12 protein-coding genes are annotated in these 15117 nt (G+C 28.1%); 4 read left to right on the forward strand and 8 right to left on the reverse strand.

The genetic code is table 11. The annotated features are described in order from the left end of the window. Nucleotides 1-203: 203 nt before the first annotated feature. Entirely contained in the window at nt 204-488 is a 285-nt protein-coding gene (locus J0H68_01800) for a hypothetical protein (protein ID MBN8827423.1), read from the forward strand. Nucleotides 489-512: 24 nt separating this feature from the next. On the opposite strand, the gene J0H68_01805 is transcribed toward J0H68_01800, so the two are convergent. The 3 genes from J0H68_01805 to J0H68_01815 all read right to left on the reverse strand — a co-directional run bounded on the left by J0H68_01805 (nt 513) and on the right by J0H68_01815 (nt 3729). Continuing rightward, the gene (locus J0H68_01805; GenBank protein ID MBN8827424.1) at nt 513-1865 is read right to left on the reverse strand and encodes a hypothetical protein; all 1353 of its coding nucleotides are present in this window, start codon (nt 1863-1865) and stop codon (nt 513-515) included. 158 nt (nt 1866-2023) lie between these two features. After that, nucleotides 2024-2992 carry a methyltransferase domain-containing protein gene (locus tag J0H68_01810; protein ID MBN8827425.1) on the reverse strand — a complete coding sequence of 323 codons (969 nt, stop codon included), beginning with the start codon at nt 2990-2992 and terminating at the stop codon, nt 2024-2026. 128 nt (nt 2993-3120) lie between these two features. Beyond that, a complete protein-coding gene (locus J0H68_01815; GenBank protein ID MBN8827426.1) occupies nt 3121-3729 on the reverse strand; it encodes a hypothetical protein in 609 nt (202 codons plus the stop codon). Nucleotides 3730-3889: 160 nt separating this feature from the next. On the opposite strand from J0H68_01815, the gene J0H68_01820 reads away from it, so the two are divergent. Next, nucleotides 3890-4516: a hypothetical protein gene (locus J0H68_01820; GenBank protein MBN8827427.1), complete on the forward strand. Its 627-nt coding sequence runs from the start codon at nt 3890-3892 to the stop codon at nt 4514-4516. On the opposite strand, the gene J0H68_01825 is transcribed toward J0H68_01820, so the two are convergent. From J0H68_01825 to J0H68_01845, 5 genes are all read right to left on the reverse strand, one after another. Then, on the reverse strand, nt 4503-7754 hold the full coding sequence (locus J0H68_01825) for a PDZ domain-containing protein (GenBank protein MBN8827428.1): 3252 nt from the start codon (nt 7752-7754) through the stop codon (nt 4503-4505). The two genes, J0H68_01820 and J0H68_01825, sit on opposite strands and share 14 nt — an antisense overlap. Before the next feature lie 4 nt (nt 7755-7758). Next, nucleotides 7759-9006 carry an MFS transporter gene (locus J0H68_01830; GenBank protein ID MBN8827429.1) on the reverse strand — a complete coding sequence of 416 codons (1248 nt, stop codon included), beginning with the start codon at nt 9004-9006 and terminating at the stop codon, nt 7759-7761. Nucleotides 9007-9245: 239 nt separating this feature from the next. After that, the gene (locus J0H68_01835; GenBank protein ID MBN8827430.1) at nt 9246-10481 is read right to left on the reverse strand and encodes a hypothetical protein; all 1236 of its coding nucleotides are present in this window, start codon (nt 10479-10481) and stop codon (nt 9246-9248) included. A gap of 124 nt (nt 10482-10605) precedes the next feature. Next, a complete protein-coding gene (locus J0H68_01840) occupies nt 10606-12282 on the reverse strand; it encodes a ribonuclease J (protein ID MBN8827431.1) in 1677 nt (558 codons plus the stop codon). A gap of 148 nt (nt 12283-12430) precedes the next feature. Further along, on the reverse strand, nt 12431-12931 hold the full coding sequence (locus J0H68_01845) for a hypothetical protein (GenBank protein ID MBN8827432.1): 501 nt from the start codon (nt 12929-12931) through the stop codon (nt 12431-12433). Nucleotides 12932-13140: 209 nt separating this feature from the next. Here J0H68_01845 and J0H68_01850 point away from each other — a divergent pair, with 209 nt between their 5' ends. Both J0H68_01850 and J0H68_01855 read left to right on the forward strand, forming a co-directional pair. Then, on the forward strand, nt 13141-13422 hold the full coding sequence (locus J0H68_01850; GenBank protein MBN8827433.1) for a ChaB family protein: 282 nt from the start codon (nt 13141-13143) through the stop codon (nt 13420-13422). 194 nt (nt 13423-13616) lie between these two features. Further along, nucleotides 13617-15116 carry a hypothetical protein gene (locus tag J0H68_01855; protein MBN8827434.1) on the forward strand — a complete coding sequence of 500 codons (1500 nt, stop codon included), beginning with the start codon at nt 13617-13619 and terminating at the stop codon, nt 15114-15116. Nucleotide 15117 lies beyond the last annotated feature (1 nt).

Raw genomic sequence — 15117 nt, forward strand, 5'->3', positions numbered from 1 at the left:
AAAATAAGAAGCAAGAAAGAAAAAGAAAAGGGTTTAATTTCTGGTTAAATATTTTGTTGTAAAGATAGTGAAATTAGGCTTAAGTCTTTGTTTTTTTAGCAAAAATTTATATAATCTCAGTTTACAAACGTTTAAATAATTATATAATTTTATAAAGCAGCCATGTCAAAGCAGCCGCACTTAAATTTAAGCAGGAAAATGAAATGAAAAACAAATTTCTACTTTTAGCGTTATTAATGACTACTTTTTCAAGTAATGCTATAGCTGAAGAGACAATGACAACTACCACAACCAAAGAAGGTAATAAAATTATTACTACTACTACCGATGAAAAGGGTAACACAATTAGATGTGAAATTAATGAGGAAGATGGTGGGTCTCAAACAATGAGCTGTACTTCTAAAGATGGAACTATGAATGCAACAATTGCACCAGACGGAACAGTTACTTCTACAAACACAACAGTTGATACAACAAATGAAGAGTAATTAAAATACTCTTCATTTCACACTTTATTTTTTTTGAATGTGATCACTTTTGTATTTTTCTTTTATCTCTTTAAACCTTTCTCTGTAAGTTTTTGCTTTTGATTTTTCTGCATTGTTATTATTTAATTCAATAATTTTACTTTGTTTAGCGGGTTCTTTAAATTCTTTTGCAAATTTAGCTATTTCATTTAAAGTTTCTTTAGAAATACTTGGGTCTATTTCTTTCAAAATTTCTTTAATAATGTCTTCAGGTAAACCACCCAAGTTAAATGAAGAAGTCTTATTAGTTACAAAGGATGCAAGATAACCAATAACAGATTTTAGCATGGCTATTATACCTTTATTTTCTTCTTTAGAAACCGGTGCTGGACCATAAACTTTATCGTGCTGCAAATAATACATTCTTAAAACATTCAACATTGAGAGTAGTGGGGCATATAAATTTTGGTTTGTTATCCTTTCAATAGCAGATAAATTTCTCTCAGATATATGCTTGTGATTTTGTATATTAAAATCTATTTTATTTACTGTTTTATTTTTTGATAAGCAATTTAAAAGCCCTTCCGCTGCTGCATTATTTCTGAGAAGTACACCTGGGGCAATAATAAGTTTTACATTACATTTAGGATTTTTTAAAAAACTGAAAAAATTCTCTGTGCTTTTTTTTGTATCAAAATAATTTGAAGTTAACTCGAGAGTTTCTAGAGTGGAATTTTTTGCGAGGGCTATTGAAATAGGATTTGCTTCATTTGGATGTATATCATAGGCCGAAATATATTTAATTGATTTATTAGATTCTATAATTTCTGCAATTTGTAATGATTCAAAATTAGATGAACGTATATCAAGTTTGGTAATACTTGTGTTTTTCTTTAAAGCTTCCTTAAGTAATTTTGAATTTTTAGAAGACATTCGGCAGTAGTTAAGCGTTAGCGTTTTTAGCTTACAATCAGGTGAAGCTATAGCCTTAGCAAAATTTTCTAACTTCACATTATAATCTTGAAAATCAAGATTTGGTAAATTCAATATTTCAATTGAGTGTTGATATTTAAAAAACATTTCTGCTAAGAGTATTGAGGGAGCTATATTATCACTTTTAACAGTAGGAATGTCTAAGATTTTAATATTCGGACACTCGCTTAAAGTTAAAAATATTTTTTCAAATTCTTGTTTATTCAGTGTATGAAATGCTTCCTGATCATTAAAATCTTTAAATTGTAATCCAGTTATTTTAGAATTAGCTTTTATTCTGGACATAACTGTTGAAAGTAATGGTTCTTTAAACCATGGAAGTCTTATTACTCCGTTTAAACCGTCAATTTCGTCAAGTTGTTGAGTATGTGGGTTATATGTCGTTACTTGATTTTGATCTAACATAATAATTAGCCTATATTTACCTAATATAAATTAATTATACATTAGTAAAGTAATTATTGCAAATGTGTATACAAACTAACAGTTTATAATGAGTTATTAATGTAATTTTAATAAAAGTAGTTATAAAACAATAGGATAAATAATTTTATTAAAATTATTTATTTACGAGCTATAACCGTTGGGAACATGCATTGAGAGTCATAAATAATCTCTTCAATTATAAATCCTACGACTTCTAATTGTTCACGGTTTTTCTTTTCACTTCTAAAGTTTTGCCATTTTGTTTCGATTATCTCAGCTAATAATGTTTTTTGCTTTACTAAATCATCCATATTAAAATTACGCCATGGAGAATTTGAATCAAGCTGAGGGGGTGGAGTTAAGAAACTCATAACAAAATGCCCACCAGGTTTTAAGGAATTATAAATTTCCGCATATTTTCTTATAATTTTATTATCATCCGATTCGTAAATATTTAGGCCATTACTAGTTACTACATCAAATTTATTATAAATATTTAGGTTCCAAACATCTTTATTTAAGAAATATATGTTTAAATTATTAAGTGAGTAATTTTTAATATTATCTTTTGCATATTTTATTGATTCATCATCTAAATCAATTCCAAATAGACTTATATTTTGAACGTTTGAGTAATTTAGCCCAAATAAATCGTCCATAAGTCCACAAGGGATTGATGCAAGTAACATATTTGATTTTAATAAAGCTTGAAGCGCTTTCCTGAAATTATAAAATCTTTCACGAGTAGCAAGCACAACCGGTGCTTTATTTAATAACCAATTTTCTAATTCATTTGAAGATTTTGTTTTATTTAATATGGCATAAGATGTCCAATAACCATTTAAACCTTGATTTTGTAAAAGAAATTTACCAAACTCAAAGCTTGCAAGTTCATCAACTAGCATAAAAGCTTCTTCTTTACTTATACTTAATTTTGGTTTTTCTTCGATTCTAGCTTTAACTTTTTTAATAACGCTTTCATCAAATTTTTTAGTTTGATGTGAAATCAGAGGTGATTTTATACTGGTAAAAACATCATTACTAGCAATTGTATTGCTTGAATATCTATAAGTTGTCGACATTTGTTTGTTATAAAGCTGCACCATAAAACCCCTGTAATACTCTGGCGTTTGTTGATTAAAAATATTGGTATAAAATTAATAGTAGCAAACTAATTTAAACTTGCACTTATTATTTTCAATTTAATTCAATTAATTTTTTGGTGTTATTAATTTTATAAATTATGCCTATTAAACTGAGAATAGCCTAAGGTAAAATAAACATTGAATATGGGGCCTTTTTCTGTTTTAGGTTTAAATATTTCTCTAAAACTTTTAATATTTTTTTCTTCAGTGAAATCATTTTCAAAAAATGGGCTTTCTTTTAATTGAGAAAATATTTCATTAACTGATTGAATTATTTGTTTGTCATTAAATAATATTATAAAAGGATTATAGTCAGCATAGCTTTTGCTTACTGAATTAAACTTTTTTTCAATATTTTTTTCATCAATTTCTAATTCATTTAAGCTTATTTTCAAATGACATGCGTAGTGTTTAATTCTATTAATAATATTTTTAAAGAGAAAGTGAGAAATTTCAAAAGTATTTAAATTCTTCTCTCCTAACTTTCTTAATGTTTTGAGGTAATAGTTTGGGCACCAGGTAATTAATGAAACTAGAGAATATTTATTGTATTTAGAAAAATCGGTATTAAGTAAGCTTTCAATAATTTCAGTAGCCTCATTTTTTAAGGTGTTTTGGCTAAGATTTTCCTCATTTAATTTAATTGATAAACATATTAAACTTTGTAGGAAAATCTGTTGTTTTGGTGTTAAACTCATTGTAAGGTTATATTCTATTAATTGAAAAATGAAGATATTAAAATAGTTTATATATTTAATCAACCAGCACTGCCATCATTAAGCTCATTATTTAACTAGATTTATATCAATCAATAAGAAAATTACATTTTAAATTATATAAGACTTAGGATTTAAAAATATGATAAATAAAAATTTAAATGAAGAACAAATTAAATATATCGAGGAAGAAATAGAAAAAGAATTGGCTAGTAAAGGTTTTAATTTAATAAAAGATATTGAATACGTAAAAGAGAATATAAACACGCTTTATGATTTACTTGTAAGTAATAATTTGTTATGTAGCCGTTATAATCCATACTCAGTAATTATTATGTTACTTGTTGACCCAAGTATAATAGGCGAAAATATTTATAAAAAAGGTAATTTCGAGGATGTAACAATTGGAGAAGTAAGAGAGGTAATAATTAATTATCTTGATACTAAAGTTATTAGCTTATTAAATTCTTTTAAAACACCTGATAACAATGTTAAGTGGAATCTATCAGCCATTAGAGAAAAAATTAGTCCCCTTGCAGATAGTGATTACTTACTAAGAGAAAATTCAGTTTATAGTTTAGAACAGATTAAAGAGACATTTAAAGGTCAACATACTGTTCAAGCAAAGGTTTCTTATGAAGTTTATATGACCTTTACATATCAAAGACCGCCATCACCAACAATTAAAAGCCGTAGAGGCAGTATTGATGAAGAGAGGAAAAGTAATATTAGTCCTTCAAAAGAAGGAAACAATATTACTCTCGATTAATTTGCTCAGCGTCTTTATTTTCAGCAATAACTTTATACATTTCCTCAATAGCTTTCTCAAGTTGTGGGTCACGGTTATTTATGTAATCATCAGGTAAAATGTCAACTTCTATATTAGGTTCAACGCCATAATTTTCAATATCCCAACCTATTGAATTAAACCAATGTGGAAATTCTGGTTGAGTAGTAACTCCACCATCAACAAGGAATTTATCGATATTAATAGCAATTACACCACCCCAACTACGTTTACCAATAACAGGCCCTAAATTAAAGGTTTTAAATGCATTTGCAAAAATATCACCATCTGATGCTGTGTATTCGTTAATTAAAAGTACATAATTGCCTTTAGAAGAATATGAAGGGAATGGGACTTGGCCAAATAATTTGTGAGTATTAAAGCCAATTCTTTTTCTATTTAATATTGAAATAATTTGCGATGATACATAACCACCTCGATTATTTCTAATATCAATTATTAAACCATCTTTATCAAATTGATTAATGTAACCTTTATAGAATTCACTGAATCCTTCAGCTGTCATATCTGGAATATGGATATAACCAATTTTACCATTAGTTTTTTTACTTACATATTCACGTCTTTTCTTAATATAATCTCTGTAATAGATTTCATCTTCATGGTCTAAAACTGAAACATTTACGAATCTTCTATTTTTGCCATTTCTATAAGCAACTTCTAATAAAACCTTTTTACCATTATCATTATGTAAAAGGGCTTGCTCAGGAGTGAATTCCTTTGTTAGTTTTTGATTATTGATACTGAATAATAAATCGCCATCTTTAATTTTTACACCAGGGTGCTTAAGTGGTGACCAAGCTTTCATATTACCTGGATCTCCACGAACAATAGTTTCAAATCTATAAGCTTTATATTCAGGATCATATTTGAAGTTACAGGCAAATTTCCCTATTTTTTCTTTAGAGTAATTTACAAAGTCACCACCCCATACATAAGCATGAGAGCTTCTTAATTCACCTTGCATTTCCCATAATACGTCATTTAATTCACTTCGTGTGCTTACTTTATCAATTAATGGATAATATTTATCACGAATTTTAAACCAATCTACTGATTTGATACGTGGATTATTAAATTTTTCTCTCAGTAAGCTCCAAGCTTCGTTATAGATCTTTTTCCACTCATCTTGCAGGGAGATTTTTAAGCTTAAATCAATATTAAGCCATCCGCTTTCTACCCCAGTTTCTTTTGAGGAAAATTGAGTTTGCTTAGGATTTGAAGTATGTGCAGAAGATATGTATCTAAAATTATTATCTATTCTAATTAAAAATGCTTCGCCATTTCGGGTTAAAATTGCATCGTCAATTCCTTCTGCAACAGATAGTAATTTGTTTTTTTCAAAATCAAATAAATGTAAAGATTTCTTATTTTCCTCTTTGAAATTTTTGCAGTCAAAGCACATTATTTCTGGAGAAGGTTGACTCGATAAAAACCATACACGGTTATTATGAGCGAAAATTTTATTGTAGACTAAATCATTTACAGGGAAGGGAGCAATTCTTCTATGTGAATTTTTAACGTTAATTATAGCTTGGGTATTATTTTGACTTTCAATAATTTGGTTAAAATTAAAAGAATTAACAAATGGCATAGGCACTTCATGATTCATTGTCATCAAATATGGTTTTGAGAACAGTGGAAAAATGATATTTGCATCATGAGCTTCCCTATATGGTACATGATTTTTATCCGATATAAAATATATATAACGTTTATAAGTATCGAAAATAGGATAGAAACTGCTATAATGAGTTTCTGTAAGATCAACACTTTTATTATCTTTTACTGAATAAAGTTTTAATTTATATCTTGGAAATGAATTGTAATCACCTAAGCTCATTGAAGTAACGGCATAAGTAAAATGTAAATCATCGTTTGACCAACTTATTTCATTAATTACGCTACGCTCAGATTTATCAACTTTTACTATTTCGGTATTATTTTTACTATAAGAAACTAAAAATAATTCACCTTCCGAATTTGTTACTGCAATTTTTTTAGCATTATAAGCCGGAATAATAGATTTGATTCTACCAAATTTAAATTTATTAAAAGTATAAACTTCTTCAAAATTGCTGGTATCAAATATATGAATACAGTCAGAATCTGTATGACTAGAAGAGGCTATAATAAATTCACCTTTTTCTGCCCATTCAATAATATTGTAACGATATTTTTCCTTACCAATCCTAATTGTAGTTCCATTATAAAAATGTGTAATAACAGGATGGCCTCTAACTATAAAAGCTATTAAATCTTTAGTAGGATGAGGTGAATAATGTTCATAATATTCTTTAAGATTAACAAACTTCTCTTCTTTAAGCTTTCTATTAGCTGGAAAATTAATAGTTAATAATTCATTTTTATCATTGGAGATATCATATATATATATTTCACCTGCAACTGTATAAACTATATTGTTGCCATCACTTCTAAAATTTCTTGCATAAAAATCTTTGTTATTTGAATGAATTTTAAGATCTTGACCATCTAAATTTAAAGAATAAATTTTTCCGACATTTTCATGATCAGAAAGAAAATATACACGTTCTTTAATGATTGTTGGTCGATTTAAATTACTTTCTAATTTTACAAACTCATGAAATTTTCCGTTACCCTCGCTATCAATCCAAATGTCACCTTTAGCTCCACCGCGGTATGTTTTCCAATAACCAAATTCATTATATTGTGTACGTTGCAAAACTTTGGCTTTTCCATTGGTACTATAAAATGTTGCAGGACCTAAAGGTAATTTTTCTATAGTTCTAATATCTGGATGTACACGATAAATATGGTTATAACCAAAAGGGTTTTTATAAGGAGAAGTGAAATAAATGTAATTTTTTTCATCCCAGTGGATAATTCTCATTCTAGGAACACCAACAAAGGTAATTCTTTGGGCGGTACCACCATTTTTATTAATTACATAAATATCACCAGCGCCGTGATGAGTACCTAAAAAGGCTATTTTTGAACCATCTTTAGAAAACACAGGTGTATGTATTTGTGAATAAAAACTCGTTAATCTTATTGGATTACCATCCGTTCTATTAACTTGCCATAAATCGTTGTCGCTAACAAAAACTATATTGTCGCCATTTATATCTGGTTCTTGAAAGTAACCTTCATTAGCTGCATTAGCGTTATTAAATGAGAAGCATAAAAATGTTAGAAAGAAAGGTAATAATTTTTTCATCGCTCTACACCTTATATTTTTTTATTGAGCCTTTAAAATTTAAGTAGCCCAATACTATTAAACCAGGGATTGAGAGTAAAGTAGAAAATATAAAAAATCCTGTCCAACCTAAATTTTCAGCTACAAATCCTGAACCTGTTGAAATAAATGTTCTACCAAAAGAGGAAATTGAGCTTATTAATGCATATTGGGTAGCTGTAAATAATGGATTAGTACAAAGAGTACTTAAATAAGTAAGCATAACAGCTCCACCCATACCAGAAGCTAAATCTTCAATACTAATTGTAAATACTAATGCTAATTTGTTATAGCCAAAATATTCTTGAACTATGTACATTAAGCAAGAAACCATTTGCATAATTCCGCATATCCAAAGTGCTCGATTTAAACCTACTTTAAATAATAAAGCTCCGCCAATAAATGTGCCTGTTATGGTTGCAATTAATCCATAGCTTTTCACGTAAGTTGCTATATCCCCTTTACTAAAGCCAAGTTCAACATAAAAGATCTGAGAAATATGACCTGCAAAAGCTATGCTTAGTTTATAAAGCATCGCAAGGAGTAAAAGAGCAATCCAATTTTTCTTTTGAATAAAATCTGCAAAAGGAGCTAGAATTGTTTTTTGAATAATTTCAAATATTCCATCGACTTTTTTAATTGAATAATTAACTTTCGATGTAAGATTAACTTTTGGTTCTGGTATAAAGAAAACAAATACCATTACACCTGATATAACTATAGCCATAAGTGCATAAACAGTAGACCATTCAAAGAATTCAGCCATAAATAATGTTTGTGCGCCTGAAATTAGCATTCCAATTCTATATCCAATAACATATGAGGAAACCCCTGGCCCTTGTTCTTTTTCTGATAGTAATTCTAACCTGTAAGCATCAACTACAATATCTTGAGTAGCGGAGCAAAATGCAAGAAATATACTTGCAAGAGCAGTATAAGTTAAACGAGTTACTGGATCAGAATAAGCAAGTAAGATAATTGCAATAATAAGGAAAAATTGCGTAGTAATAAGCCAAGATTTTCTTCTTCCTAGCAGATTTGTAAGCATAGGAATTTTCATAAAGTCAATAATTGGAGCCCAAATAAATTTAAATGAATAAGGAATTGTAACTATAGCAAATAATCCGATTGTTGTTTTATTTACTCCAATTTCATGTAACCAGACTGTTAATGTGGTGCCAGTAAGCACAAGAGGTAAACCGCTTGAAAGACCCAAAATTAGCATTATTAGCATGCGTGGCCTAAAATAAACAATTTTACTAGAAAGGTAATTGAATAATTTTCTTAGCATAATTCTCCTTAATGCTTATCTTGTATTTTGTTTACTAATAATAACACCCTTTTAAGGTAATATTACAAGATAAATTTTTAAGGGAAACTATAGGAAAAGTAGAATCATTATTTTGTTATAAAATAATGATAATTTTATATAAAATTTTTGCCTGTCGTTTGTTATTTTATTAAAATGATATTTTATCTGCTTAAATCTGCTGATAAGATTTTTTTTTGCCCTTCTTGTAAAATTTTGTCAAATTCAATCTTTAATTTACGAGCAATTTTAATTTGCTTGTCTAATTCTTTATGTAATACATTAAGTTCTTGTAAATTAGCCTTCATTTCTTTAGTTTGTAACTTACCTTCATTATACTTTGTTAACGGTAACAAAGTTTCCTTAATTTCTTCTAAATGAGTTATTGAAGTAGATATTATGTTTTGATAATTTTCTATTGATTTACTAAATAAATCAGATTTATTATATTTAGTTCCGAAAGTTTGCTCAAATTTTTCTATTAAGTGTTTTGGAACTTTTTTATTTTTATCTTTTTCTAAACCGTTTAATTTTATTGCTAAAACATTATATTTAAAATTATCACGCGTTTTATAAGCAAGCATTTCTCGTTCATAATCCATTAATTGGGCTTGGTACCTTTCTTTTGATTCTTCATACCTATGAACATTTTTCATAAAATGATATATAAACTCTAATTCTTTATCTTCAAATGATTCTACCTTATCATTAAGTTCTTTTAATAATTTTACTTCAGCTTTTGAACTGTTCTGTTCAACAATTTTATCTTTAATGAAATTAGTTATAGAAAAAGTGTCTGATTTATTCTTTAATTTTTTAAATTCTCTTTTTTCTTCATCATTTAAAGAGTTATTTTGTAGTATTTTTTTATAAAAAGAGAGGTATTTTTCAATCTCTTCATCTGAAAACTCATTTTTTTTAAGAAATTCGATAACAAGTTCTTTTTGTATATCATGTGTTTTATTCTTATTAGCCTCAGATTTAAGTCTATTATTTATATAAATATTATTTATAAACACCTGAATTTTTATTATTAAACTTGTAAATAAATGTGCTATTGCCCATAAACCATTACCATTTCTACGGTTTTCAATAGCTTTCATTTTTTTTACTATATCTTTTATTTCTTTTAATTGTTTTTCCGCTTCTAAACGCTCTTTACCTTTCATTAATTTTAATAAACCTTCAGTAGCAGGTATTATATTTGAATTAAGAGCAATATAACCCTTTTGAATTACATTAGAAATTTGGGATTGAGTGATTTCAGCTCTTTGAGCCTGTTTAGGGTTGGTTAATTTCTCAATCTCACTATTAATTTCTTGAAATTGGTTAGAAATTATTAACAGGCCATCATTCAGTTGATTTAAATGCGCATCTGGAGTTATTTGAGGTGTTACCATTTTAATTATAATTTTTATTGTTATAATTAAATTATAACATACTTGATATGAAAAAATAATTAAAAAATTAATTATTTTTTCAATAGAAAAATAAGGTGATTGTTTATGGTATTAGAGAGAAGTATTACATTCTCTCTAAGTGTAATTCAATAACAGGAGATTTACCTACTTCTTTTTCAATAAATCTTTTAATTACTGATCTAATATTATTGTTAAAATCTTCAAGATTAGTTTTACTAGTTTTAGTTAAACGCCTTGTTTCAACTGATGCAACTACTTCTTCTAAAATGGCTTCAATTAATCCTCTTTCTTCCTTATCATCAATTACGCCATATGTTTTAAGTACAGGATGATTAATAATATGGTAGTTTTTATCAACAATTATTACGCAAACAACTATTCCATCATTTTTAAGCCTTCTTCTCATTTTAATAACTGGAGAATTAGAAGGAATTAAATAATAACCATCTACTGCAAGCCTTCCTGCTTCAACAACTGCTAACTTTTCTGGTTTATCAGGTCCTAGTAATACAAGGTCACCGTTTTCAACTTCAACAACATGCGGAACGCCAATGCTTCTTGCAAATTTTGCATGTTCATGCATATGAATTAACTCACCATGAACAGGAATAACAGTTTTAGGTCTAAGTAATGTATACATTTTTTTAAGTTCACCACGAGCAGGGTGCCCTGATACGTGTACGAAATGATCACGTTCAGTTAAAACTTCTACCCCTTGCTTTACAAACATATTAAAAAGCCTGAAGATTGCTTTATCATTTCCAGGGATAATTTTTGAAGAGAAAATTACAGTATCCCCTGGTACAAACCTAATGCTTTGATGATTACCGGTTGCAATTTTAGTAGTTGCAGCAAGTGGTTCACCTTGACATCCTGTGCAAATTAAAAGAAGTTCACGGCGATCAAAATTACCAAAGCTTCTGTCATCCATAAGTTCTGGGGCATCTTGAAGATAACCTGCATCTCTTGCAGCGTGAATAACACGCCAAATACTACGTCCTGATACAACAATTTTTCTTCCTGCAACTTGTGCGGCACGAATTATTGTTTCAAGTCTAGCAAGGTTTGAAGCGAATGTTGTTACAGTTACTAAGCCTTTACAATCAAGAATTAGTTTTTCCAAGCTTTTAGCTAAATCGCCCTCTGATCCTGAGAATCCATCATTAAAAATATTGGTTGAGTCACCTACAAGAATGTCAACTCCTTCATCTCCAAGTTGCTTAAGTAATGCTTCATCATTTGGTGAACCTAGAACCGGGTCATGGTCAAATTTCCAGTCACCAGTGTGGAAAATATTTCCTCCTTCTGTTCTTATAAATAAAGCCTGCATTTCTGGAGCAGAGTGATTTAAAGAAACCATTTCAATATCAAATGGGCCAATTTTGGTACGTGTATTCATTGGTACTTCTTTAATTTTCGCATGTGCACTTGATCCAACGCTTTCAACAAATTTTGCTTTAATAAAATTAGCGGTAAAAGGTGTAGCATACATAGGGGCTTTAATTTCATCCCACAAGTAATTAATAGCACCAACGTGATCCTCATGGGCATGTGTTAGCACAATACCTAATAATTTATCTTTAATTTGTGCTAAAAAATCAATATTAGGTACAATAATTTGAACGCCTGGAAGGTAATCGTCAGCAAAACCTGCTCCTAAATCAACCATTATCCATTTGCCGTCATATTGATAAAGGTTTAGATTAAGGCCGATTTCACCTGATCCGCCTAAAGGAACAAATAATAATTTATCTTTGTAGTGATTAAGGTTTATAGTCATATAGTCTCTTAAATTTTTTATTGTATTTTTTTGACAATAGTAAAATGTATTGTTTTATGGAAAGTTTTAAATAATATCATGTTTTATACTCTTTTAAGGTATAAATGTCCAAACAAAAATTTAAGTATATATAGCCTTTATATATGCATTATATAAGACGTTCTTGAGGAATTATATCATTTTGGGTTTCAACACTAAGTCGGTAAGTAGCATTCTTTAGTTTATTAATAACTTTATTGTGAAAATTATTAATGTTGCTGATAGGGGAATCAATTAAAACCTCAGAATATTTTGGATAAGTACTATTAAAGCTATAATTAATTGATATATTTCCTAAGTTAGTTAGTGTAAATTCAACTAAATTATATTCTTTATTCATTAACTCACGTTCGATTTTGGAAAGATAGTAATTTATATATTCTTCTCTAATGACATTAAAATTTTGCTTCAAATTTTCTGTTTCTTTATTTTGTTTATAAATTACAGTTATATACTCGATTTGATATTCTAGAAATCTACCTAGTAATTCTTTAACATTTGAAATTTCTTTTGAAAGATTTTCAAGGTCTACCTCTATATCTAAATTAGTAAATAACTTATGTGATTTACTAATTTCAAATGTTTTGAATATAATTTTTATTTTACTCATATCTTCCTCTTTTATTTTTTCGATAACTACTAAAGGTAAAGAGAAGGTATATTGCTTTAAAAAAAATTTAAAGAAAATTATATTTTTCAGCAATTTAATGCTGTAATTTTATTTTTTTGTGTTAATATAAAATATATGAAGTTTTTCAACTTCTACGCGATACTTAGACTTTATTTAAATTTTATTTCAAATAAGGAGGAGGAGTCGTTATGTTATTTTATACTACAATTGCAAATTTACCAAATGACGTTAAAAGTGGCTTAAGTCCACATCTTCAAGAAGTTTATATTTGGGCGTTTAATAGAATTTGGAAGGAATGTAATAAGTCGCCTTTTGAACGCAAAATGAAAATGGCTCACAATATTGCTTGGAACGAAGCTAAAAAATTTTCTAAAAAAGACAGAGCTTCAGGAAAACGTAGTGCTCAAAAGAGAACTATGACTAAAAGCAAATTAAGAGGTGCTCAAAATAGTATATTCAGCAGCATATAATTTTCATAATTTTTAACTTTAAACTTCATGTAATTAAAGCATTTATAGCTAAAATGATGTGTTTTTACATTTTAATAGCTATAAATGCTTTAATTATACCTATTTACATAATTAATTGAAAAACATAGAAAATTGACTAGAGGTTTAAAATGCGTTAATGTAAGGCTATTATATTAATATATTGTAGACTAATCATGTTATCAAAAAACGAAGCCATTTTAATTACTAATAAAGAAGATATTGAAAAAATTAAAACAAAAGAAATTAAAGGTTCTATTCGTATAAGTGAATCGTTTTTTAGAAATAATACATTAAATGATTTAGTCTTGGCTTTAAAAGATAATAATGAAATCAGCGGAGTGATAATTGTAGATTATTATCAACGTCCTCAAAACATCCCTTATGAGGAACATGCACAAAATTTTGTAAATTTTTTGGAGTTTCTAGCTTCAGAAGAAAATAAAAGTCTGGTTAACTTAACATTTAATAATTGTTTTTTTGATATAAAATATTCAGAACAACATGATGAACAATTAGCAGATCATTGTGAGCAACTAGCAACTCTTATTAATAGCAATAAAATTAAATCATTAAATTTAGATAATAATTTAGGAATTACTGAAGTTGGAGCTGAAGTTATTGCTAAAGCTTTAGAAAGTAATACTTCGTTAGAAGTTTTAAAACTTGCTGGCGGTATGAATTCTGATTTATATAATAATGGGGGAATTGCGTTAATACTTAATGCTTTAGCTAATAATAAAACATTAAAAGAATTATATATACCACTTAATTTTAATATACATCCTTTAGCACACTCTTATAGATCTAGAACTACTGGTATTGTTCCGGCTTTGGCAAACTTTTTAGAAACAAATAACGTAATTGAAGTTTTAAGTTTACAGGACGCAAGTAATACCAATCCAATTGATAGTGAGGTAAGTCAAATTTACTCAGCTCTTGCTAAGAATGAATCACTTAAAATGTTACAATTAAAAGGGAAGCATTGGCCAAATATTATACTTGAAAATATATTTTTAAAATTAGGTGGAGATGTAGCGCCTAATTTAAAATATATTGATTTGCCAGATATAGTAATTAAAGATCAAAATATTGAAATTTTTAAAAGCTTTGTTACGGCAAACAAGACAAGGAAATTTAAAAAAAATGATATCGTTTATGATAATCGTATTATAATTTCTTATTCAGATTCTAATATTGAAGAATTTCCTATAGTAACTTTAGTACAAAATGAAGTTGAAAAACAAAGAAGTTCAATTCTAACTTCGTCTTTAAAAGATCTGCTTAATTTTGGTTATACTTTTTTAGCCCCCGAGAGAAGAGCGAATAAAGAAAACATAAAGAAGAGTAGCGTGTTTTATAAATTTACTGCGCCCATCTTTAAATTTATTTTATCTATAGCACCAAATTTTCTTACTTCATTAATACCAAATAGAATCAAAGAATATTTCTTACCTATGGAAATAGAAAAAAGCACAGCAGAGAATCAGGCGATTGAAAATAAATATCATATTGCGTATCAAATGCATTCGGAATTGCCAGCAAAGTTAATAGATGAAATATTAGATCATACTATTACAATGCACGGTAAATCAATTCGCGAAAGAGAAGAAAAATTTAAAGAACTTAAAAAAGAAAATACTTCAAAACAGGAAGAAAACATAATGTACAGATAGG

It is taken from the genome of Sphingobacteriia bacterium, assembly GCA_017304685.1.
Classification (GTDB): Bacteria; Pseudomonadota; Alphaproteobacteria; order Rickettsiales; family 33-17; genus JAFKLR01.

Bases quoted from the DNA above. Each gene is read 5' to 3' on its own strand.
- J0H68_01815 (MBN8827426.1), bottom strand. From the start codon at position 3,729: ATGAGTTTAACACCAAAACAACAGATTTTCCTACAAAGTTTAATATGT.
- J0H68_01835 (MBN8827430.1), bottom strand. From the start codon at position 10,481: ATGGTAACACCTCAAATAACTCCAGATGCGCATTTAAATCAACTGAAT.
- J0H68_01820 (MBN8827427.1), top strand. From the start codon at position 3,890: ATGATAAATAAAAATTTAAATGAAGAACAAATTAAATATATCGAGGAA.
- J0H68_01800 (MBN8827423.1), top strand. From the start codon at position 204: ATGAAAAACAAATTTCTACTTTTAGCGTTATTAATGACTACTTTTTCA.
- J0H68_01805 (MBN8827424.1), bottom strand. From the start codon at position 1,865: ATGTTAGATCAAAATCAAGTAACGACATATAACCCACATACTCAACAA.
- J0H68_01855 (MBN8827434.1), top strand. From the start codon at position 13,617: ATGTTATCAAAAAACGAAGCCATTTTAATTACTAATAAAGAAGATATT.
- J0H68_01810 (MBN8827425.1), bottom strand. From the start codon at position 2,992: ATGGTGCAGCTTTATAACAAACAAATGTCGACAACTTATAGATATTCA.
- J0H68_01840 (MBN8827431.1), bottom strand. From the start codon at position 12,282: ATGACTATAAACCTTAATCACTACAAAGATAAATTATTATTTGTTCCT.
- J0H68_01830 (MBN8827429.1), bottom strand. From the start codon at position 9,006: ATGCTAATAATGCTAATTTTGGGTCTTTCAAGCGGTTTACCTCTTGTG.
- J0H68_01850 (MBN8827433.1), top strand. From the start codon at position 13,141: ATGTTATTTTATACTACAATTGCAAATTTACCAAATGACGTTAAAAGT.
- J0H68_01825 (MBN8827428.1), bottom strand. From the start codon at position 7,754: ATGAAAAAATTATTACCTTTCTTTCTAACATTTTTATGCTTCTCATTT.
- J0H68_01845 (MBN8827432.1), bottom strand. From the start codon at position 12,931: ATGAGTAAAATAAAAATTATATTCAAAACATTTGAAATTAGTAAATCA.